Here is a 21748-nt window from a genome sequence, read left to right on the forward strand (position 1 = left end):
CGCCTCTGGTCTCTGGTCGATCTGGGATGGCGGCGAGGCGGCAGATGGCAGGCCGAACGCGCCCGCCCGGTGTTCGCCATGCATAGACCAGCGGCAGGGACACGGGAATTCCGTGAATTTTCATGGGAGAAGTCACGATTGCGGATTTTATTCGCGGAACGTGATATTCGTCACCAATCATGGACAAGCGCCAACGATCTCGTCTCTTCCGCGAACGCCTGACGACGGCGATGACGTCGACCGGCACGACCAAGAGCGCCCTCGCCCGCGCCACCGGGGCGGACCGCTCCACCGTCTCGCTGATCCTGTCGTCGGATGACGGCCGCCTGCCCAACGCGCAATTCGCTGCCGAATCGGCGTATGCCCTCGGCGTCTCGTCCGACTGGCTGCTCGGCCTGACCGACCGGCCGGAGCGGACCGCCGAGATGCTGCAGGCGTCGATGCGGATCGAGAAGGCCGCCCGTGCGCCCTCGGACGAGCTGATCTTCCGCTGGCACCAGGAAGCCCGCGGCTACAAGATCCGCCACGTTCCCGCGACCCTGCCGGACATGCTCAAGTCGGAAGACGTGCTGCGCTTCGAATATGGCGACTTCCTCGGCCGCACCTCGGACCAGGCAATCGCCGACATGCGCGACCGCCTGGCCTATCTGCGGGCGCCCGACACGGACTACGAGATCGCCATGCCGATCGACGCGCTGGAGGGTTTTGCCGCCGGCGAGGGTTACTGGCGCGGCCTGCCCGCTTCCGAGCGTCGCGCACAGCTGGAGCGGATGCGCCATCTCACCGAGGAGCTCTATCCCTCGCTCCGGCTCTATCTCTTCGATCGCAAGAAGGTGTTTTCGGCGCCGGTGACGGTGTTTGGCCCCCTGCAGGCGATCATCTATGTCGGGCGCTTCTACCTTGCCTTCCGCGAACGCCGGCAGGTACTGGAACTGACCCGGCACATTGACGGCCTGATTCGCGAATCCGAATTCGAGGCCCGGCACACCCCCGCCTTCATCGAACGGCTGGCCGTGCCGGACTGACCCGGAATGATCAGGTGGTCGTGGCGGCATCCCGCGCGTCGGCAAAACCATGGACCGAGCGCAGCGTGTCGGCGCGCGAGTCGCCCGCGCCCGAAATCACGCTGAACGAGCCATCCGTCTCCAGGATGACCGCCTCCACGCTGCCAAGCTCGGCCTTGCCTTGGGACCGGACAGCAGCCAGCACCTCGTCCTCGGTCACCCGTTCCTTGTGCAGCGCCGGCGTCAGGAAGCGCCCGCGATAGAACAGCAGCGAGGGCTCGGCCTTGATCAGGTCGCGAAAGCGCGGCGAATGGACCGACGCCGTGGCGACGACATATTGCAGCCCGCACAGGAGGACAAATGCCAGCAGCCCCTCGGTCAGCGTCACGTCCTTGCTCAGCAGCACAGTGGCCAGCGTCGAGCCGAGCGCGACCGTGACGACGAGATCGAAGGCGTTCATCTTCGACAGGGTGCGCTTGCCGGTCACGCGCAGCAGAAGGACGAGCCCGACATAGGCCAAACCCCCGACGATCAGGATGCGGACGAGGTCGTGCCAGCTGTCGAAGAACATGATGGGTCGACTCCTGAAGGGTTCACGCGCGGCGCGCGGCATCGTGCCGGCGCCCGCCAGGTTTCAACCGCCCGCTGGCCCGCATGTTCCGTCGCTTTGGCACCGGGCACGCGCATCCCGGATTGTCACCCGCCCCCGCAATCGCTATTTTACCCGCATGCATCGGATCCGGACCATGAAGGCGCGTCGACGCCTGCCGACCAGCGAGGGCTTCGCCAGGCTCTCCGATCACGCGCGGCTGCCGGGACGCTTCTTCTATCGCCTGTTCGCGGCCGACGGCCTGTAGGCGAGCAGCGGATGCCGGGCCCAGCGCCCGCACGCCACCGATCTTCCCCTTGCGAGAACCGGCCGGAGCCTTGCGCCCGCCGGAGAAGGACCGACCCATGAGCCAGGCCAAACCCCGCACCCTCTACGACAAGATCTGGGACGAGCACCTCGTCGCGCAGCAGCCGGACGGCTCCTGCCTGCTCTATATCGACCGGCATCTGGTGCACGAGGTCACCAGTCCGCAGGCCTTCGAGGGCCTGCGCCTGACCGATCGCAAGGTGCGCCAGCCGGAGCGCACGCTCGCCGTCGTCGACCACAACGTGCCGACGACCGCCGACCGGGTGAACGGAATCAAGAACGAGGAAAGCCGCATCCAGGTCGAGGCGCTTGCGCGGAATGCTGCCGATTTCGGCATCGAATATTACGACGCTGCCGACCGCCGGCAGGGCATCGTCCACATCATCGGCCCCGAGCAGGGCTTCACCCTGCCCGGCATGACCATCGTGTGCGGCGACAGCCACACCTCGACCCATGGCGCCTTCGGCGCACTCGCCCACGGCATCGGCACCTCGGAGGTCGAGCATGTGCTCGCCACCCAGACGCTGATCCAGTCCAAGGCGAAGAACATGCTGGTGCAGGTCGACGGCCAGCTGCCGGAGGGCGTCACCTCCAAGGACATCATCCTGGCCATCATCGGCCAGATCGGCACCGCCGGCGGCACCGGCCACGTCATCGAATATGCCGGCGAGGCGATCCGCGGCCTGTCGATGGAAGGCCGCATGACGGTCTGCAACATGTCGGTCGAGGCCGGTGCCCGCGCCGGCCTGATCGCGCCGGACGAGACCACCTATCGCTACATCGAGGGCCGGCCCCGCGCGCCCAAGGGCGAGGCCTTCGCGATGGCGGTCGACTACTGGCGCAGCCTCACCTCGGACGAAGGCGCCCATTACGACAAGGTCGTGCATCTGGACGCCGCCAACCTGCCGCCGATCGTCTCCTGGGGCTCATCGCCCGAGGACGTGGTCTCGATCGAGGGCGTCGTGCCCGATCCGGCGGAGATCGAGAACGAGAACAAGCGCAAGTCCAAGGAGCGCGCCCTCGAATATATGGGTCTGACGCCGGGCACGAAGATGACCGACATCAAGGTCGACAAGATCTTCATCGGCTCCTGCACCAACGGCCGCATCGAGGATCTGCGCGCTGCCGCCAAGGTCGTCGAGGGCCGCCGCATCGCCGCGGGCGTGTCCGGCATGATCGTGCCGGGCTCCGGGCTGGTGAAGGCGCAGGCCGAGGAAGAGGGGCTGGACGTCATCTTCAAGGACGCCGGGTTCGAATGGCGCGAGGCGGGCTGCTCCATGTGCCTGGGCATGAACGAGGACCGGCTCGAGGCCGGCGAGCGCTGCGCCTCCACCTCGAACCGCAATTTCGAGGGTCGCCAAGGCTACAGGGGCCGCACCCATCTGGTCTCGCCGTCCATGGCGGCGGCGGCGGCCATCGCCGGTCACTTCGTCGACATCCGCGACTGGCGCTGACGCGCAGAAGCGATGCCAAGGCAGCAATCAGGGGCGGGACCGGCAAAGGCTCCATCCTTTTTTGCTTGGGTCCATCGGCGGCGCGCAGGCTTGACGCCCGCCGCGTTCCAGCCGACACAGACCGCATGGACATACCGGCCCCCGATATCGACATCCGGCGCCTGCGCCTGGGCGATGCGCGCGACCTCGCGCCGCTGATCTCCGCCTATAACCAGTCGCTGTTCCGCGGCCCCCCGGGCGCGCCGGACACCTACTACGCCGAACAATTGCTGCAGGACCGGACCGCCGAGGTGCTGGGCGCGCGGCTCGACGGCCGCCTCGTCGCCTTCGTGATCTTCTACGACCTGCCGGACGTGTGGACCGGCATGCGTTCGGGGCTCGCCGACCATATCTATGTGGACCACCAGCATCGCCGCAAAGGCATCGCCAAGGCGATGGTCGATGTCCTGGCCGAGGAAGCCGACGGGCGCGGATGGTCCAAGCTGGTGCTGCACGCGCCCCGCACGCCCGGAACCGGACGCGGTCTCTACGAGAAGGTCGCCGATCCCGCCGACTGGGCGAGCTATGTCATACGCTTCCGCGACCGTGACCCGTCGGATCGCTGATTCGACGCGGCGGACCGGCGTACGAAAGCCGCGCGTCGGACGCGCGCTCTTGCCGCGCCTAATCGATTAAGCCGGGCGGGGCCCGCCGCTCCTGCGCCGAAAGGGTTGCTTTCGCAGTTGCGATAAGCCTTTTAGAACCGTTCCGATCGCTGTAGGGGATGGGCGACCCGGCCCCCGCGCACAGCGCCAGGCCAATGCGAGGACAAGAAGGCACCCATGTCCGACCTCAAGACTGCGCGGCCGCTGTCGCCGCATCTTTCGATCTACCGATTCCGTCCGACCATGGCGATGTCGATCCTGCACCGCATCACCGGCTCGGCGCTCTATGTGGGCACGCTGCTGTTCGTCTGGTGGCTCGTCGCCGCCGCGAGCGGACCGGAGGCCTTCTCCTACGCCTCGGCCTTCTTCGGCTCGATCATCGGCCGGCTGATCCTGTTCGGCTACACCTGGGCGCTGCTCCACCACATGTTCGGCGGTATTCGCCACCTGGTCTGGGACACCGGCATCGGGCTCGGCAAGGAGACGTCGACGATGCTGGCACAGGCCACGCTGGTCGCCTCGCTCGTCTTCACGCTGGTCCTGTGGATCGGCCTCGTGGTCTTCGGCTGAGGGATAGATCCATGACCGATATGAGAACCCCCCTTCGCCGTGTCCGCGGCCTCGGCTCCGCACGGGAAGGCACGGGCCATTTCTGGCAGCAGCGCCTGTCGGCGATTTCCAACGTCGTCCTGATCACCGCCTTCGTGATCCTGCTCATCGCCCTGCACGACGAGCCCTATGCCGAAGTCCGCATGGCCCTCGCCCATCCGCTGGTGGGACTGCTGGTCGCACTCACCGTGATCTCCTTCACGTACCATATGCGTCTCGGCATGCAGGTGATCATCGAGGACTACATCCACGGCACGACGAAGCTGCCGCTGCTGATCCTCAACAATTTCTTTGCCATCGCCATCGCCGTCGCGTGCCTCTTCGCGATCGCCCGGATGAGCTTCGGAGTCTGACCATGGCCATCAATGGCACCAACGCAAACGGCCAGCCGCACCGCACCGCGCCGTCCCAGAACGGCAAGGCCTACGAATTCACCGACCACACCTTCGACGTCGTGGTCGTCGGCGCCGGTGGCGCCGGTCTGCGCGCCACCCTCGGCGCGGCCCAGGCGGGCCTAAAGACCGCCTGCATCACCAAGGTCTTCCCGACCCGGTCCCATACCGTCGCGGCCCAGGGCGGCGTTGCCGCCTCGCTCGGCAACATGGGCAAGGACGACTGGCGCTGGCACATGTACGACACCGTCAAGGGGTCGGACTGGCTGGGCGACCAGGACGCAATCGAGTATCTGGTCCGCAACGCGCCGGCCGCCGTCTACGAGTTGGAGCATTTCGGCGTGCCCTTCTCGCGCACCGAGGACGGCAGGATCTACCAGCGGCCCTTCGGCGGCATGACCACCGAGTTCGGCCAAGGCCCCGCCGCGCAGCGCACCTGCGCCGCCGCCGACCGGACCGGCCACGCCATCCTGCATACGCTCTATGGCCAGTCGCTGCGCCATTCGTCCGAGTTCTTCATCGAGTATTTCGCCATCGACCTGATCATGGACGAGGAAGGCGTATGCCGCGGCGTCGTGGCGCTCTGCCTCGATGACGGCACCCTGCACCGCTTCCGCGCCAAGAAGACGATCCTGGCCACCGGCGGCTATGGCCGCGCCTATTTCTCCGCCACCTCGGCCCATACCTGCACCGGCGACGGCGGCGGCATGGTGCTGCGCGCCGGCCTGCCCCTGCAGGACATGGAATTCGTGCAGTTCCACCCGACCGGCATCTACGGCGCCGGCTGCCTGATCACCGAGGGCTCGCGCGGCGAAGGCGGCTATCTGACCAATTCCGAGGGCGAGCGCTTCATGGAGCGCTACGCCCCCTCGGCCAAGGATCTCGCCTCGCGCGACGTGGTCTCGCGTTCGATGACGATGGAGATCCGCGAGGGTCGCGGCGTCGGCAAGAACAAGGACCACATCCACCTGCACCTCGATCATCTCGATCCGGCGGTGCTGCACGAGCGGCTTCCGGGCATCTCGGAATCGGCGCGGATCTTCGCCGGCGTCGACGTCACCAAGGAGCCGATCCCGGTGCTGCCGACGGTCCATTACAACATGGGCGGCATCCCGACGAACTTCCACGGCGAGGTCCTGACCAAGAAGAACGGCGATGCCGACACGGTCGTGCCCGGCCTGATGGCCGTCGGCGAGGCCGGCTGCGTGTCGGTCCACGGCGCCAACCGGCTCGGCTCGAACTCGCTAATCGATCTCGTCGTCTTCGGCCGTGCTGCGGGCATCCGCTGTGCCGAGACGGTCAGCGCATCGGAAGAGCAGCCCGATCTGCCGGCCGGCGCGGGTGACAACGCCCTCGCCCGGCTCGACCGCTTCCGCTACGCCGACGGCGCGACGCCGACCGCAGAGCTGCGCAGCAACATGCAGAACACCATGCAGTCGAACTGCGCCGTGTTCCGCACCGGCGAGATCCTCGACGAAGGCCACACCAAGATCCACGAGGTCTGGGCGGCGTCCGACGACATTCGCGTCACCGACCGCTCGATGATCTGGAACACCGACCTGATCGAGACGCTGGAATACGACAATCTCATCGCCCAGGCCGTGGTGACCATGGATTCGGCGCGCAACCGCACCGAGTCCCGCGGCGCCCATGCCCGCGAGGATTTCCCCGATCGCGACGACGCCAACTGGATGAAGCACACCCTGTCCTTCTGCGACACGGCCGCCAAGACCGTGATGCTCGACGACCGGCCGGTGCACACCTACACGCTGTCGAACCAGATCGACTATATCGAGCCGAAGAAGCGGGTTTACTGAAGACCGGCCGGCGGGCCCTGCCCGCCGGCTCGTGCCTTGCTAGACGGGCTTGGCCGGCAGCAGGTCGGGACGCCGCGCGCGGGTGATCCGCTCGGCCTGCTCATGGCGCCAGCGCGCCACCGCGCCATGATCGCCCGAGGTCAGCACCGCGGGGATGGTCTGCCCCTCCCATTCGGCCGGCCGCGTGTAGTGGGGATGCTCCAGGAGCCCCCCTTCGAAGCTTTCCGCATCGCCCGAAACCGCATTCCCCATGACGCCGGGCAAAAGCCGCACAACGGCGTCCAGCAGCACCAGCGCGCCGATCTCGCCGCCCGACAGGATGTAGTCGCCGATCGAGATCTCCTCGAGCCCGCGGCCGGCGATCACCCGCTCGTCGACGCCCTCGAAGCGGCCGCAGACGATCACTGCCCCTTCGCCCGACGCCAGCGCGCGCACCCGTTCCTGGGTCAGCGGCCGGCCGCGTGGGCTCATCAGGATGCGCGGCCGGGTGTCGCCCGGCGGCGCTGCATGGTCGATCGCCTCGGCCAGGACGTCGCTGCGCATCACCATTCCCGCGCCGCCGCCCGACGGCGTGTCGTCGACCATGCGGTGGCGGCCGACGCCGAAATCGCGGATCTGCACCGTCTCCAGGGAGTAGTCTCCCCGCTCGAGTGCACGGCCGGCCAGCGACACGCCGAGCGGGCCGGGAAACATCTCCGGATAGAGCGTCAGGATGGAGGCGCGAAAGCTCATGAAGCGCTCAGCCGAGTGCCTCGCTGGCGCCGGCCTCGATGATCTTCAGCTCGCGGTGCAGGACCTCGACGGAGGCGAGCGCCGCGCGCCAGGCGGCGACATGGTCCGACTTGGCGTGCCGCTCGAGATCGGCGCGGGTCTCCCATTCCTCGTAGACGCGCAGGAGGCCCGGCTCGACCATGTCCTCGGCGAAGGAATAGACGAGACAGCCCTGTTCCTGGCGGGTCTCGGCGATGACGGCGCGGGCGGCCTCGCGCACGCGGTCGAGATCGGCCGGGTCGAGGCGCTGGATGCCGGAAACGATGATCATGATGGTGTCCTCCCTTGCAGCGGCGTCCGGCCCCCTTGCCGGCGTGCCCTACCGGCAGTTGGTTACGCAATCGCACCGGGCGAGTAAACCGAAACAGGCACTGCCTAACGCTCCGGGCTGCCCGCGTCGTCGCCGCTCTCCGGGGGCGGTTCGTCATCGGCCGCCGCAAGTCCCGCCGGGCCCGGCTCGACGGCCATCAGCCGCCGTTCCGCGTCGATCACCGGGATCGCCGCCTCGGAGAAGGGGATCATCATTGTCTGCCCCTTGGAGGGGCGGATCTCGACGATGTCGCCGGCGCCGAAATCATGGAAGGCGATCACCGTGCCGATCGGTTCGCCGGCGGTGGTCTCCACGGCGTAGCCGACGAGGTCCTGCAGGTAGAATTCGTCCGAATCGGCGGGATCGGGCAGCACCGATCGGTCGACGAACAGCTCGCGGCCGTTCAGCCGTTCGGCATGGTTGCGGTCGGCGACTTCCTTGAAGCGCACCACGACGACATTCTTGGCAAGGCGCGCCGAGGCGACCGTGTAGCGATTGCCGGAGGCGTCGACGAGCGGGCCGTAGGCACCGAGATCGGTGGGATCGGCGGTGAAAGAGCGCACCCGGCATTCGCCCTTGATGCCCTGCGCGCCGCCGATGACGCCGAGAAGAACCGGATGGTCGAGCTTGCCGGTATCAGACATGGGCGATCGTAAGGTTCACGCTTCGGCGCTGCGCGCCGGGGACCGCTTGCTGCATCGAGGACGACTCACTGGTTCAAGGACGCGATGGATGGCCGAGAATAGCCGGCACTGCCCACCTTGGCGACAGCGCTGCCCCCGACCCGAGTGGGGCGTGCGTCAGCTCGACAGGCCGGACCCGTCGCGCCGGCGATCACGGTTCTCGTCCTCGTAATGCTTGCGCTTGGCCTCGTACATCTCGGCATCGGCCCGCTTGACCGTCTCCTCCAGACGTTCGCCGGGACGGGCGGTCGCCACGCCGAGCGAGAAGGACAGGTCCGCTCCCGTGTAGAACTGGTTGTTGACCTCGACCAGCTCGGCAATGCTCTCGGCCAGCTGCAGCCCGTCTTCCTTGCTGCTCGCCGGCATCATGACGACGAATTCGTCGCCGCCGATCCGCGCCACGTGGCAGGGCTCGTGCACCGCCTCGTTGAGCACTTCGCCCGCCCGGCGCAGCAGCGCGTCGCCTGCCGCATGGCCCATCACGTCGTTGACGGTCTTGAGGCCGTTGAGGTCGGCGACGATCAGCGTCACCGGCATCGGCCCCTTGCGCTCCAGCCGGTTCAGCTCGTCGACGAAGAAGGAGCGGTTGTAGAGCTTGGTCAGGATGTCGTGCTTGCCCAGATATTCCAGATAGGCCTCGGCCTTCTTGCGGGCGGTGATGTCGGTCAGCGCCACCTGCACCAGCGACCAGTCGCTTTCGCGCCCCGGAAACACCGAGAACTGCATGTGGACGTGCAGCGGTTCACCGCCGAGGGTGTAATTGACCACCTCGCGCTGCTGGAACAGCTTGCCCTGCCACAGATCGACGAGCTGCTCGCGGAAATGCTGCTCCATGGCGCCGCGGAACACCTCCCCCAGCCGGCTCAGGAGATCCTCGCGGCTGTCCGCGCCGAACAGCTCCAGCGTATGCCGGTTGACGTCGATCACCCGGATTTCCGACAGGCAGCGGCTGACGAAGTCGGGATGCACGTCGACGAAGGTGCGGAAATCGGTGATCCCGCGCAGCCGCGCGTCGTCGATCAGCACCTTCACCGCGGAAAAGTCCTCGACCCAGAGCGAGACCGGCGAATGCTCGAACAGCCCGCGGGCGAAGGCTTCGCTGACGGCGAGTTCGCGGCGCCTGTCCTCGCGCTCGGTGACGTCCTCGGTGGAGATCAGCAGTCGCTTCCAGTCGCTCTCGTGACCGGGCAGAAGCCGCGCCTTGAGCTGCACGTCGAGGCGCTTGCCGGTGAGCGTGTAATTGACGGCGTAGCTCTCGAACTCGGTCTGCCCGTCCCAGAGCTGGATCAGCTCTTCCTTGTGGCTGTCCAGCATGTCGCCGGAGAAGACCGTGTCGAGATTGGCGGAAATGTCTTCGAAGCTCTTCGCCTCGAACAGGGCCAGCGTGCACTGGTTCACATCGATCAGCCGGATCCGGCGGGCGGCCGCAGCGACACGCGAGGGATCGGCGTCGAGAAATTCGCGGATGCAGATCACGCCCTCGGCGCGCCATTCCTCGAACAGCGCATTGACGCCGCTGTAGTCCTCGATCCACAGCGGCACGGGGGCCAGGTCGAAGATCGCGGTCTCCGTCCAGCCGGCAGGGTCTGCACCACCGGTTTTTCCGGTGGTGGATATCATGGCATCAGGCATGGAAAGCAGCATCCCTTGTGGTGGACGATCTGAATCCGGGAAGTCCCGACGCCGCCCCTTACGTAAACGGCGCCTTGAGGCGCCGTTTAGCAAGGAGATGATGCCGCGCCAAGCTTGCTCGACGCTTTACTCGGCGGAAGCAGGTGCCTCGTCGGCCGGCGCTTCCTCGGCCGGCGCGTTCTTGGCGGCTTCCGCCTCGGCTGCAGCGGTTGCGGCTGCGGTCGCTGCGTCTTCCTCGCGCTGCTTGCGCTCGGCCTCGCGCTCCTGCGCCTTCTTGCCCGGGAGGCCCTTGGTCGGGTTCGCGCGGGTCGGGCGGCTCATGATGCCGGCCTGGTCCAGGAAGCGCAGGACGCGGTCGGTCGGCTGCGCGCCCTCCGAGAGCCAATGCTTGATCCGCTCCTCGTTGAGCGTGACGCGCTGGGCGTCCTTCGGCAGCATCGGGTTCCACGAACCGAGCTGCTCGACGAAGCGGCCGTCGCGGGGCGCGCGGGCGTCGGCGACGACGACGTGGTAGTAGGGCCGCTTCTTGGAGCCGGCACGGGCGAGACGCATCTTCAGGGGCATGGGTATGTCCTTCGGGTTCGAGGTCGGCGTCTGTGCGCCGGATCCGGGGTTGTCGTCGTTAGGTGTGTCGGTCGGGCCGCAGGGCCGTCACTTCTTCTTTGCCGGCAGTCCCGGCAGCCCCGGGAGACCGCCGCCGGGCATGCCGCCCGGTCCGCCGATGCCGGGGGGAAGTCCTTTGGGAAGGCCGGGCATGCCGCCGCCTTGCGCGGCCTTGGCCAGGGCTTCCAGTTCCTTGGGGTCCATCTTCGACAGGTCGGGCATACCGCCGGGCATGCCGCCCCCCATCCCGCCAAGGCCCATCTTGCCGGCCAGGCCGCCCATCATCTTGCCCATCATGCCGCCCTTGCCCTTGCCCATGGACTTCATCATGTCGGCCATCTGGCGGTGCATCTTGAGCAGCTTGTTGATCTCGGCGGACGAGGTGCCGGAGCCTGCGGCGATGCGCTTCTTGCGGCTGTGCTTGAGGATGTCGGGATTGCCCCGTTCCTTGGCGGTCATCGAGGAGATGATGGCGAGCTGGCGCTTCAGCATCTTGTCGTCGAGGCCGGCGGCGGACATCTGGTCCTTCATCTTCCCCATGCCGGGCATCAGGCCCATCATGCCGCCCATGCCGCCCATCTTCTGCATCTGGCCGATCTGCTCGGCGAGGTCGTTCAGGTCGAACTTCCCCGACTGCATCTTCTTGGCCATCGCCGCGGCCTTTTCCGCGTCGATGTTCTCGGCGGCCTTCTCGACGAGGCTGACGATGTCGCCCATGCCGAGGATGCGGTCGGCGATGCGCGAGGGATGGAAATCCTCCAGCGCGTCCATCTTCTCGCCGGTACCGATCAGCTTGATCGGCTTGCCGGTGACGGCGCGCATGGAGAGCGCCGCACCGCCGCGGCCGTCGCCGTCGACGCGGGTGAGGACAATGCCGGTGATGCCGACACGCTCGTCGAAGGAGCGCGCCAGGTTGACGGCGTCCTGACCGGTCAGCGAGTCGGCGACGAGCAGGATCTCGTGCGGCTGGGTCGCCCGCTTGATGTCGGCCATCTCGACCATCAACGGCTCGTCGATATGGGTCCGGCCGGCGGTATCGAGAATGACGACGTCGTAGCCGCCAAGCCTGGCCGCCTGCCGGGCACGGGCGGCGATCTCCACCGGGCCCTGGCCGGCGATGATCGGCAGCGTCGCGACGCCGGTCTGCTCGCCCAGAACGCGCAACTGCTCCTGCGCAGCCGGACGGCGCGTGTCGAGCGAGGCCATCAGCACCTTCTTGCGCTGGCGCTCGGTCAGGCGCTTGGCAAGCTTGCCGGTGGTGGTCGTCTTGCCCGAGCCCTGCAGGCCGACCATCATCAGGACGACCGGCGCAGGGGCATTCAGGTCGATCGCGACCTGATCGCTGCCGAGGGTGGCGACCAGCTCGTCATGGACGATCTTGACGACCATCTGGCCGGGCCGGATGGACTTCAGGATTTCCGCGCCGACGGCCTTGGCGCGCACGCGGTCGGTGAAGTCGCGGACCACTTCCAGCGCGACGTCGGCCTCCAGCAGCGCCCGTCGGACCTCGCGCAGCGCGGCCGCCACGTCCTTGTCGGACAGGGCGCCGCGGCCGGTGAGGCCGTTCAGGATGGACCCGAGGCGGTCCTGGAGTGAATCGAACATGCGTGCTTCCTTCCCGTCCTTCCGAACACGTCCGGAAGGTGGTTCGCTTCCATCGGCTCGCGCAACCCCCGAGGCTCCGATCCCTGCCCGTCCGGGCAAGGCTCAAAGCACGATCGCATCCGCGGGCGAAACTCGCTGGCGGATGTTGACCTCCATGCGGCTCTTGCGAGGGGCATGGTCGGCGGGTCGCGGACAGATGTCGCGGATTTGCGTCTGCAGAAATACCACGCGGCCCGGAATGTCAAGCTTCCCGTCCCTTGCGGAACGCCAGGGGTGGACGAATGCCGGCCGGGCGACATCATGGGAGCGCCGCGCCGGGCAGGCCACCACCGCGCCGGCAACACCGTCGCCGCCCAGCGATCGATGTCGAAAGGGCCATGCATGATCCTCTGCCAAGCGTACCGAAGCCAGCGTCGGACCCGATGCCGCGCGGGGTCGCGATGATCGCCCCACTCGCCATCGGCGCGGCGACGGCCTTCCTGGTCTTCGCTGCCATCATTCCTTTCGCCCGGATCTCCCTCGGCATCGTCCGCGTCTTCGGTTTTCCGCGGCTGCAGTTCCTGGTCCTGACCCTGGCGCTGATGCCGGTGACGATCTGGCTGGTCGCCGATCCCTGGATGCGCTGGGGGCTGGTCGCCGCGCAGGCCCTGGCCGCGATCGTCCATCTCGCGACCATCGCCCAGTTCACTCCGCTGCGCCCGCAGCAGTCGAGGCGCTTCGAGGGCGATCCGCGCGGGTCGCAGACGCTGTCGCTGGTCTCCTGCAACGTGAAGATGTCGAACACCGCCTTCGACCGGGCCATCGCCGTCGTCCGCGATGCCGATCCGGATATCGCGATCTTCATGGAGGTCGACGACAAATGGGCGAAGGCGCTGCAGGAGCTGGCGCGCGGCTACCGGGACGTCGTCTGGGAACCGCTCGACAACAGCTACGGCATGATCGTCATGTCCCGGCTGGCGCTGTCGGACTGCCGCGTCGAGCGACTGGTCATGGACGATGTGCCGTCGGTGATCACCGCCGCGACCCTGCCCAATGGCGCACGCTTCCGGCTCTACGCCGTCCATCCCGAGCCGCCGGTGCCGAACGCCGATTCCGCCGGCCGCGATGCCGAACTCCTGATCGTCGCCGACCGCGTGGCCGAGGACCCGTTGCCGGCTGTCGTCTGCGGCGACCTGAACGACGTCGCCTGGTCGCACACGACCCGGCTTTTCCAGCGCCTGTCGCGGCTGCTCGATCCGCGCGTCGGGCGCGGCTTCTACAATACCTTCGATGCGCGCTTCTGGTTCATGCGCTGGCCCCTAGACCACCTGTTCCACGACCCGCGCTTCGAACTGGTGGAGATGGACCGGCTCGACCCCGTGGGGTCGGATCATTTCCCCATCCTGTTCCGACTGGCGCTGACCAGCTCGCCCGACGCGGTGAACAATCCGGCCGGCAGCGACCGGGCCGACCGGCAGGAACGGGCCGACATCATGGACGATGCCGAAGATCTCGACCGGGACGCCATCGGGACCGATTGGGAGAAATAGCCGCCACCTGGAGGAGAGCGCTCGCAGATCGTTAGTCGGAAACGGAACGACTTCGCCCATCCGGCATTCTGTGCCGGAACGACGCACGACGATCCTTGCTGTTGCGGCCTTGAAAGAGGCCGCGGCGGGGGCCGGAGCGCATTCCGGGCGGCCTGCCGCCGAATCCTTCAAGAACGGAGCATCCCATGAGCGACCTGCGTGAGCCCGAGCGCGAGCGAACCGTCATCGTCAACAACGACCGCGGCAGCGGAGGCGGCGGTGGCGGCAGCTGGCTGATCGCCGGCATCCTGATCGTCGTCGTCGTGATCGGCGCCTTCTTCGTCTTCGGCGATGGTCTCCTGGGTGGCGGCGGTGGCTCCGACACCAACATCTCCGTCGATGCCCCGGACGTGAATGTTGAGACCCCGGACGTCGAGGCCCCGGCGGCGGGCGGCGACGCAGCACCGGCGGCTCCGGCAAACTGAAACCGCACCATGCCGGCGGCCAGTAGATCTGGCCGCCGGTTGCGTCTTCTGTCCCGGTGTCTACGCTACGCTCCGCTTCGTCGTTCGTCCCGCACCCGAGGCGGCATCAGGCGAGACGCTGCGTCATCTCTGCGGGGCTTGAACTTCGCGGCATCGCGGCGCATTCGGGGAGCATCATGCTTCAAGGAAGGCCGCCTGATGGATACGCAGACCCCGGAATCGGATACTTCGCAGACCCTCAGCCCCCTCTTCGCGCCGCTCGATCTGGGCGCGCTGCGGCTGGAGAACCGCATCATCATCGCGCCCATGTGCCAGTATTCGGCCGATGACGGATCGGCCACCGACTGGCACATGATGCATCTGGGCCAGCTCGCCATGTCCGGCGCCGGCCTGCTCATCCTGGAAGCGACCGCGGTCTCGCCCGAGGCGCGCATCACCCACAAGGATCTCGGCCTCTACAGCGACGGCAACGAGGCCGCGCTGGCACGGGTCCTGAACGCGCTCGCCGTCCATTCGCAGATGCCCGTGGCGATCCAGCTCGGCCATGCCGGCCGCAAGGCCTCGAGTGCCGAGCCCTGGGCCGGCGGCCAGCAGATCGCCCCCACCGATCCGACCGGCTGGCAATGCGTTGCCCCCTCGGCCATCCCCCACTCTCCCGGCGAGATCGCGCCGACCGCCCTCGACGCGGCCGGCCTGCAGAAGATCCGCGACGATTTCGTCGCCACGGCCCTGCGCGCCGTACGCCTCGGCATCGTCGGCATCGAGCTGCATTCGGCGCACGGCTATCTCCTGCACCAGTTCCTGTCGCCGATCTCGAACCGCCGCGAGGACGAATATGGCGGCAGCGTCGAGAACCGCATGCGCTTCCCGCTCGAGGTCTTCGATGCCGTGCGCGCCGCGGTGCCGGACCATGTGCCCGTCTGGGTCCGCGTCTCGGCCAGCGACTGGGTCGAGGGCGGCTGGGACATCGACGGCACGATCGCCTACGCCAGGGCGCTGGAAGCCCGCGGCGCCGCGGCGATCCACGTCTCGTCCGGCGGCGTCTCGCCCGACCAGACGATCCCGCTGGGACCCGGCTACCAGGTGCATTTCGCCGAAGCCGTGAAGGCGCAAGTGTCGATGCCAGTGATCGGCGTCGGCCTGATCACCGAGGCGCGGCAGGCCGAGACCATCCTCGCCGAGAAGCGCGCCGACGCCATCGCGATCGCCCGCGCCATCCTGTACGAGCCGCACTGGCCGTGGCATGCGGCCGCCGAGCTCGGCGCCTCGGTGCGCGTGCCGAAGCAATATTGGCGGTCCCAGCCGCGCGAGTTCAAGGCGCTGTTCAAGGATGCCGCCTTCGGCCAGCGCTGAGCGCACGATCTTTCAATCCGGCCGCGCATCGGCCATATAGCCGGGATGACGGACAGCGCCGCCCCACCGACGAGCCCCAGCGTGGCCTTTGCCCGGATGAACGGGCTCGGCAACGAGATCGTCGTCGCCGATCTGCGCGGATCGGCGGCGCGGATCTCGGCGGCGGCGGCGCGCGCCCTCGCCGAGGACCCGGCGACCCGGTTCGACCAGATCATGGCGATCCATGATCCCCGGGTCGACGGCACCGACGCCTATGTGCGGATCATCAACCGCGACGGCTCCGAGGCCGAGGCCTGCGGCAACGGCACGCGCTGCGTTGTCCAGGCGCTCGCCGCCGAGACCGGCCGCCGGGAGTTCACCTTCCAGACCCGCGCCGGCATCCTGACCGCCTCCGAACGTGCCGACGGCATGATCGCCGTCGACATGGGTCGGCCGCGCTTTGCCTGGAACGAGATCCCACTGTCGGAAGAATTCAACGATACCCGGGCGATCGAACTGCAGATCGGGCCGATCGACGCGCCGGTGCTGCATTCGCCCTCGGTCGCCTCCATGGGCAATCCGCATGCGATCTTCTGGGTCGACCGCGACGTCTGGAGCTTTGCGCTCGACCGGTTCGGACCGGTCCTCGAGAACCACCCGATGTTTCCCGAGCGGGCCAACATCTCCATCGCCCAGGTGACGGGGCCGGACGCCCTGACGCTGCGGACCTGGGAGCGCGGCGTCGGCCTGACGCTCGCCTGCGGCTCGGCTGCCTGTGCCGCCGCCGTCTCCGCTGCCCGCACCCGGCGCACGGGCCGTACCGTCACGGTGACGGTGCCCGGCGGCGACCTCCTGATCGAATGGCGCGACGACGACCACGTGATCATGACCGGCCCGGCCGAGTGGAACTGGTCGGGACGCCTCGATCCGGCGACCGGCGCCTATCAGCGCGACGAGACGGCGACGCACGAGCCGGCCTGATGGGAGTCGAGATCGTTTCCTTCGGCTGCCGACTCAACACCTACGAGGCGGAGATCATGAAGCGCGAGGCCTCTGCTGCGGGACTCGCCGACGACCCGCGCGGCGCCATCGTCTTCAACACCTGCGCGGTCACGGCGGAAGCCGTGCGCCAGGCGCGCAAGCAGATCCGCCGGGCGCGGCGCGAGAACCCGGAGGCGCGCATCGTCGTCACCGGCTGCGCCGCCCAGACCGAGCCCGGCCGCTTCGCCGAAATGGGCGAGGTCGACGCCGTCATCGGCAATGACGAGAAGCTGTCGGCCACCGCCTATCGCGCCCTGCCGGATTTCGGCGTCGCCGCCGAGGAGAAGGTGCGCGTCAACGACATCATGAGCGTCACCGAGACCGCCGGTCATATGGTCGACGCCATCGAGGGACGCGCCCGCGCCATCGTCCAGGTGCAGAACGGCTGCGACCACCGCTGCACCTTCTGCATCATCCCCTTCGGCCGCGGCAATTCGCGCTCGGTGCCCATGGGTGTGGCGGTCGATCAGGTGAAACGCCTCGTGGCCGCCGGCTACAACGAAGTTGTGCTGTCGGGCGTCGACATGACCTCCTGGGGCGCGGACCTGCCCGGGGCGCCCCGGCTCGGCCAGCTCGTCCAGGCGATCCTGAAGCATGTGCCGGACCTGGCGCGCCTGCGGCTCTCCTCGATCGATTCCGTCGAGGCCGATCCGGCGCTGGTGGAGGCGATCGGCTCCGAGACCCGGCTAATGCCGCATCTGCACCTGTCGTTGCAGGCCGGTGACGACATGATCCTGAAGCGCATGAAGCGGCGCCACACCCGCGACGACGCCATCCGCTTCTGCGCCGAAATGCGCGCCGCCCGGCCCGACATCGTCTACGGCGCCGACATCATCGCCGGCTTCCCGACCGAGACCGACGCGATGTTTCGAAATTCCATGAGGCTCGTCGAGGAATGCGGCCTGACGCATCTCCACGTGTTCCCCTTCTCGCCCCGCGAGGGCACGCCGGCCGCCCGCATGCCGCAATTGCCCCATGATGTGGTCAAGGAGCGCGCCGCGGCCCTGCGGGCCCGGGGCGAGGCCGCCCACAGCGCCCATCTGGCGCGGCTCGTCGGGACGCGGCAGACGGTGCTGGTGGAGCGCAACCGCCGCGGCCGCTGCGCTGATTTCACCCTCTGCGAGATCGACGCAGACCTCCCCGGGGCCCTCCTCGACACTATCATTGAGAGCGAACGTGGTGGCAGGCTCGTCGCCCGTGCCGATATCCTGCGTTCCGGCCCAGCCGGGACCCCCTCCGACCCTGCAAGAGAACTGACGTAAGACATGGCTGAACAAAAAGGCTTCTTCCGCCGCATCTTCTCCTTCGGGTCGGACAGCGAGGCGGACCGCACACCCGAGCATGGCGACACGCCGCGCCCGTCCGACACCGAGATGGGTGCCGCCGATTCGCCCGATCCGGACGTGCGCCCGACGGCCGCCGCAAGTTCCGTTGCCGATTCCGAGGCCGGGGCGGACGCCGGCGTGGACGACGGCGGCGGCATCACCCCGCTGGCAGAGACCGCCCACCATCCCGAAGCGGACCCGGCTCAAAAAAAAACGCCGGACTCCCGCCGGAGCTAGATGACGAGGCCGAAACGGCCGACTTTTCCTGGCTGGAAACACCCGATCCGGTCGAGCCGGCCGACGAGAGCGAGTTTGCCTTCCTCGACGCGGCGCCCGCCGAACGCCTCGGGGAATATGACGAGACGGGCGCAGAGACGCCGGTCGAGCCGCTCGCCGGGGAAACCCGCGCGCCATCCGAGGCCGCCGATGTGGCGGCGCCCGAGATCCCCCCGGCCACCGGCGACGACCACCTCGACGGTCACAATGACGACGGAACCGATGACGGCGAGGAGGCCGATTTCTCCTGGCTCGATGCCGATCTTCCGCCCGAAGACGAGGAGGACGGCGACGCCCCGGTCGCCGAGCGGGTCGACCCCTCCTTCGATGAACTCGATGAAGATGTCCGGCCCGAGCCCGGCATCGCCGGGCCATCGGCGCCTGCGCCACGACCCGCGCCCGATCCGGCCTCCGGCTTCCGGGTCCGCGAACAGGCGCCGTCCGCGCCCGAGCCGGCACCGGCGCCGCGTGTGCCCTGGCTGCAGCGGCTGCGCGAGGGCCTGGCCCGCTCGTCCACCCAGCTCACGGGATCGATCGGATCGATCTTCACCAAGCGCCGGCTGGACGAGGAGACCCTGCAGGATTTCGAGGACGTGCTGATCCAGGCCGATCTCGGCGTCGAGACAGCCCTGAAGATCACCGACCGCCTGTCCGAAGGCCGCTTCGGCCGGGAGGTCACCGGCCAGGAAGTGCGCACCATTCTTGCCGAGGAGATCGAGAAGGCCCTCGAACCGGTGGCGCTGCCGCTGGAGCTCGATCTCGCCAAGAAGCCGCATGTCATCCTGGTGGTCGGCGTCAACGGCACCGGCAAGACCACGACCATCGGCAAGCTGGCCGCCAAGCTGAACCGCGGCGGGCTCAAGGTGACCCTCTGCGCCGGCGACACCTTCCGCGCCGCCGCCGTCGAGCAGCTCAAGATCTGGGGCGAGCGCACCCATTCCGAGGTGGTCGCCAAGGCGATCGGCGCCGACGCCGCGGGCCTGGCCTTCGAGGCCTACGACCGGGCGGTCGAAAACGGCTCCGACGTGCTGATCGTCGACACCGCCGGACGCCTGCAGAACAAGACCGAGCTGATGGCCGAGCTGGAGAAGATCGTGCGCGTGCTGCAGAAGCGCGAGCCGGACGCGCCGCACACGGTGCTCCTGACCCTCGACGCCACCACCGGCCAGAACGCCATGAGCCAGGTCGAGATCTTCCGCAATGTCGCCGGGGTCAACGGTCTGGTGATGACCAAGCTCGACGGCTCGGCACGCGGCGGCATCCTCGTTGCCATCGCCGCCAAGTTCCGCCTCCCGGTCTATTTCGTCGGCGTCGGCGAGGGCATCGACGATCTGGAGCCGTTCAAGGCCAGGGATTTCGCCGCCGCCATCGCGGGCACGACCCCGGCGGCCTGATCGGCGAAATTTTCAATGCGAGGCGGCTCGGCGCCTCGCATTCGTCGATTTCAATCCCGATATGGACGGGCAACAGGGAGATCGCATGGCGCACCACATCCTCGAAGAAGAGCCCAACAGCCCCGGCCGCAAGGAGATGAACCCGCTCCTGAAATTTGCGCTGGAGCTGGGCCCGCTGATGGTCTTCTTCTTCGCCAACTCGCGCGGCGAGCAGCTGTCGGCGACCTTCCCGATCCTGAAGGAATTCGGCGGGCCGCTGTTCATCGCCACGGGCCTGTTCATGGCCGCCATGGCGATCTCGCTGTCGGTCTCCTGGGCCATCACCCGCTCTCTGCCGATCATGCCGCTGGTCACCGGCGCGGTGGTGCTGGTGTTCGGCTCGCTGACGCTGTGGCTGCAGGACGAGACCTTCATCAAGATGAAGCCGACCATCGTCAACGGCCTGTTCGCCGCGGTGCTGCTCGGCGGGCTGCTCTTCGGCAAGTCGCTGCTCGGCTACGTCTTCGACCAGGCGTTCAAGCTGGACTCCGAGGGCTGGCGCAAGATGACCCTGCGCTGGGGCCTGTTCTTCATCTTCCTGGCGGTTATCAACGAAGTCGTCTGGCGCAATTTCTCGACCGATTTCTGGGTCGCCTTCAAGGTCTGGGCGACGATGCCGATCACCATCATCTTCATGCTGACCCAGATCCCGCTGATCAAGCAGCATTCGACCGAACGCCTGGCCGGCGCCAAGGACGGCAACAGCTGAGCCGCCATCCCGCGCAAGCCCTGCCGGCTGCAGGGAATGCGCGGGTTGGCACGCCGCATCAACGCACCCGTCACCACATCCAGATACGAGGCTCATCGCCATGGACATGCAGAAGCTTCTCGGACAGTTCCTCGGTGCCGACGGCCAGAAGGGCCGGCATCCCGGCAGCCAGGGTCAGGGCCAGGGCGGCTCCCTCGTCGACCAGCTCGGCGGCATGCTGCAGGGGCGTGGCGGATCAGGCTCCGGCCTTGGCGGCATGTTGCAGGGCGGCGCCGGCACGGCTCTCGGCGGCGCGCTGATGGGCGGCCTTGCCTCCAGCCTGTTTCGCGGCAAGGGCGTGCGCAAGCTCGGGGGCTCGGCGCTGAAGCTCGGTGGCGCCGCCCTCGTGGCGGGTCTCGCCTACAAGGCCTATCAGAATTACCAGGCCAATCAGGGCAGCGCCCTGCCCAATGCGCAGCCGACCCCGCGCCTGCCCGACGCAGCCAAGGCACCGGCAGAGCTTCCCGCTCCCGAAGGCACGGCCTTCCTGCCGGCGGGCGACGAGGAGAGCCGTGCGCGGCTGATGCTGTCGGCGATGATCGCCGCGGCCAAGGCCGACGGCTACATCGATGCCGGGGAACAGGAAGCGATCTTCGGCCGGATCGGCGATCTCGACCTCGACGCCGAGGAAAAGGGCTTCGTCATCGACGAGATGCGTCATCCGATGAGTATCGACGCCCTGGCCGCCAGTGCCAGGACGCCGGAACTGGCGATGGAGATCTACACGGCTTCGGTGCTGGCGATCGATCCCGACCACCCGGCCGAGCGGGCCTATCTCGACCTCCTGGCTGCCCGTCTCGAACTGCCCTCGGAGCTGACCGCCGAGATCCGCCGCACCGCCGGCGAAGTGCAGGCCGAAGCGTAAGCCACACCCCGGTGGTGCCAGGCTTCCGGTTGGCTCAGAACTCGCCGATCGGCAGCGGCCGCCCGTCGGGCATCGTGTCGCCGATCGCGCCGCCGGGGTTGGCGAAGGGCACAGGCGGGGCGCCCTCCTGCGCCTCGCGGTCGTGGTTCAGCGCCCAGTGCACCGACGGAAAGGCCAGTGCGTCGTGTGCCTCCGGCGTGAGCCGCCTTGCGAACTTTGGATGAGATCGTTGTTTTTGCGGCGTGGTGTGGTGACCACGGTGCAAGCAATGAGGATATCCACGTGACCTACCATC

Annotated in this window: 21 protein-coding genes and 2 pseudogenes; 15 read left to right on the top strand and 8 right to left on the bottom strand. The window is 67.9% G+C overall.

Annotation, left to right across the window (positions count from 1 at the left end; all coding sequences use genetic code 11):
• The first annotated feature begins 179 nt into the window (after positions 1 to 179).
• Positions 180 to 1025 carry a transcriptional regulator gene (locus tag VQ042_RS15635; RefSeq protein ID WP_331820923.1) on the top strand — a complete coding sequence of 282 codons (846 nt, stop codon included), beginning with the start codon at positions 180 to 182 and terminating at the stop codon, positions 1023 to 1025.
• A 10-nt stretch (positions 1026 to 1035) separates the two neighbouring features.
• Here the strand turns inward: VQ042_RS15635 and VQ042_RS15640 are convergent, their stop codons facing one another.
• Positions 1036 to 1575, bottom strand: a complete 540-nt coding sequence (locus VQ042_RS15640; protein WP_331820924.1) for a DUF421 domain-containing protein — start codon at positions 1573 to 1575, stop codon at positions 1036 to 1038.
• A 383-nt stretch (positions 1576 to 1958) separates the two neighbouring features.
• Here VQ042_RS15640 and leuC point away from each other — a divergent pair, with 383 nt between their 5' ends.
• The 5 genes from leuC (at position 1959) to sdhA (ending at position 6836) form a co-directional block, all read left to right on the top strand.
• A complete protein-coding gene (leuC, locus tag VQ042_RS15645) occupies positions 1959 to 3374 on the top strand; it encodes a 3-isopropylmalate dehydratase large subunit (RefSeq protein ID WP_331820926.1) in 1416 nt (471 codons plus the stop codon).
• A 125-nt stretch (positions 3375 to 3499) separates the two neighbouring features.
• On the top strand, positions 3500 to 3979 hold the full coding sequence (locus VQ042_RS15650; protein WP_331820928.1) for a GNAT family N-acetyltransferase: 480 nt from the start codon (positions 3500 to 3502) through the stop codon (positions 3977 to 3979).
• A 216-nt stretch (positions 3980 to 4195) separates the two neighbouring features.
• Positions 4196 to 4588 carry a succinate dehydrogenase, cytochrome b556 subunit gene (sdhC, locus tag VQ042_RS15655; protein WP_331820929.1) on the top strand — a complete coding sequence of 131 codons (393 nt, stop codon included), beginning with the start codon at positions 4196 to 4198 and terminating at the stop codon, positions 4586 to 4588.
• Positions 4589 to 4599: 11 nt separating this feature from the next.
• A complete protein-coding gene (sdhD, locus tag VQ042_RS15660) occupies positions 4600 to 4980 on the top strand; it encodes a succinate dehydrogenase, hydrophobic membrane anchor protein (RefSeq protein WP_331820930.1) in 381 nt (126 codons plus the stop codon).
• A gap of 2 nt (positions 4981 to 4982) precedes the next feature.
• The gene (gene sdhA / locus VQ042_RS15665) at positions 4983 to 6836 is read left to right on the top strand and encodes a succinate dehydrogenase flavoprotein subunit (RefSeq protein ID WP_331820931.1); all 1854 of its coding nucleotides are present in this window, start codon (positions 4983 to 4985) and stop codon (positions 6834 to 6836) included.
• A 39-nt stretch (positions 6837 to 6875) separates the two neighbouring features.
• On the opposite strand, the gene trmD is transcribed toward sdhA, so the two are convergent.
• From trmD to ffh, 6 genes are all read right to left on the bottom strand, one after another.
• Complete coding sequence (gene trmD / locus VQ042_RS15670; protein ID WP_331820932.1) at positions 6876 to 7568, bottom strand: tRNA (guanosine(37)-N1)-methyltransferase TrmD; 693 nt, start codon at positions 7566 to 7568, stop codon at positions 6876 to 6878.
• Between the two features lie 7 nt (positions 7569 to 7575).
• On the bottom strand, positions 7576 to 7878 hold the full coding sequence (locus VQ042_RS15675; RefSeq protein ID WP_331820933.1) for a putative quinol monooxygenase: 303 nt from the start codon (positions 7876 to 7878) through the stop codon (positions 7576 to 7578).
• Between the two features lie 104 nt (positions 7879 to 7982).
• Positions 7983 to 8561, bottom strand: a complete 579-nt coding sequence (gene rimM, locus VQ042_RS15680) for a ribosome maturation factor RimM (RefSeq protein ID WP_331820934.1) — start codon at positions 8559 to 8561, stop codon at positions 7983 to 7985.
• A gap of 156 nt (positions 8562 to 8717) precedes the next feature.
• Complete coding sequence (locus VQ042_RS15685; RefSeq protein WP_442880098.1) at positions 8718 to 10232, bottom strand: sensor domain-containing diguanylate cyclase; 1515 nt, start codon at positions 10230 to 10232, stop codon at positions 8718 to 8720.
• A 126-nt stretch (positions 10233 to 10358) separates the two neighbouring features.
• Complete coding sequence (rpsP, locus tag VQ042_RS15690; RefSeq protein ID WP_331820935.1) at positions 10359 to 10796, bottom strand: 30S ribosomal protein S16; 438 nt, start codon at positions 10794 to 10796, stop codon at positions 10359 to 10361.
• Between the two features lie 87 nt (positions 10797 to 10883).
• Positions 10884 to 12440 carry a signal recognition particle protein gene (gene ffh / locus VQ042_RS15695; protein WP_331820936.1) on the bottom strand — a complete coding sequence of 519 codons (1557 nt, stop codon included), beginning with the start codon at positions 12438 to 12440 and terminating at the stop codon, positions 10884 to 10886.
• Between the two features lie 377 nt (positions 12441 to 12817).
• Here ffh and VQ042_RS15700 point away from each other — a divergent pair, with 377 nt between their 5' ends.
• The 9 genes and pseudogenes from VQ042_RS15700 to VQ042_RS15740 all read left to right on the top strand — a co-directional run bounded on the left by VQ042_RS15700 (position 12818) and on the right by VQ042_RS15740 (position 21453).
• The gene (locus VQ042_RS15700) at positions 12818 to 13969 is read left to right on the top strand and encodes an endonuclease/exonuclease/phosphatase family protein (protein ID WP_331820937.1); all 1152 of its coding nucleotides are present in this window, start codon (positions 12818 to 12820) and stop codon (positions 13967 to 13969) included.
• A gap of 185 nt (positions 13970 to 14154) precedes the next feature.
• Positions 14155 to 14433, top strand: a complete 279-nt coding sequence (locus VQ042_RS15705; RefSeq protein WP_331820938.1) for a hypothetical protein — start codon at positions 14155 to 14157, stop codon at positions 14431 to 14433.
• A 198-nt stretch (positions 14434 to 14631) separates the two neighbouring features.
• Positions 14632 to 15786 (top strand): NADH:flavin oxidoreductase/NADH oxidase, encoded by a 1155-nt coding sequence (locus VQ042_RS15710; protein ID WP_331820939.1) that lies wholly within the window; start codon positions 14632 to 14634, stop codon positions 15784 to 15786.
• Positions 15787 to 15831: 45 nt separating this feature from the next.
• Positions 15832 to 16746: a diaminopimelate epimerase gene (gene dapF, locus VQ042_RS15715; RefSeq protein WP_331820941.1), complete on the top strand. Its 915-nt coding sequence runs from the start codon at positions 15832 to 15834 to the stop codon at positions 16744 to 16746.
• Positions 16746 to 18068, top strand: coding sequence for a tRNA (N(6)-L-threonylcarbamoyladenosine(37)-C(2))-methylthiotransferase MtaB (gene mtaB, locus VQ042_RS15720; protein ID WP_331820943.1), 1323 nt, complete (start codon positions 16746 to 16748; stop codon positions 18066 to 18068). Before dapF ends, mtaB begins: the two co-directional genes overlap by 1 nt.
• A gap of 3 nt (positions 18069 to 18071) precedes the next feature.
• The gene (locus tag VQ042_RS15725; protein ID WP_331820945.1) at positions 18072 to 18368 is read left to right on the top strand and encodes a hypothetical protein; all 297 of its coding nucleotides are present in this window, start codon (positions 18072 to 18074) and stop codon (positions 18366 to 18368) included.
• A gap of 515 nt (positions 18369 to 18883) precedes the next feature.
• Positions 18884 to 19801, top strand: a pseudogene (gene ftsY / locus VQ042_RS15730) (signal recognition particle-docking protein FtsY); the annotation flags it as partial.
• 85 nt (positions 19802 to 19886) lie between these two features.
• Positions 19887 to 20549 (top strand): septation protein A, encoded by a 663-nt coding sequence (locus tag VQ042_RS15735; RefSeq protein WP_331820947.1) that lies wholly within the window; start codon positions 19887 to 19889, stop codon positions 20547 to 20549.
• A gap of 100 nt (positions 20550 to 20649) precedes the next feature.
• Positions 20650 to 21453: a tellurite resistance TerB family protein gene (locus VQ042_RS15740; protein ID WP_331820949.1), complete on the top strand. Its 804-nt coding sequence runs from the start codon at positions 20650 to 20652 to the stop codon at positions 21451 to 21453.
• Between the two features lie 34 nt (positions 21454 to 21487).
• Here VQ042_RS15740 and VQ042_RS15745 read toward each other — a convergent pair.
• Positions 21488 to 21748, bottom strand: a pseudogene (locus VQ042_RS15745) (hypothetical protein); the annotation flags it as partial.

The organism is Aurantimonas sp. A2-1-M11 (genome assembly GCF_036549475.1).
GTDB lineage: Bacteria > Pseudomonadota > Alphaproteobacteria > Rhizobiales > Rhizobiaceae > Aurantimonas.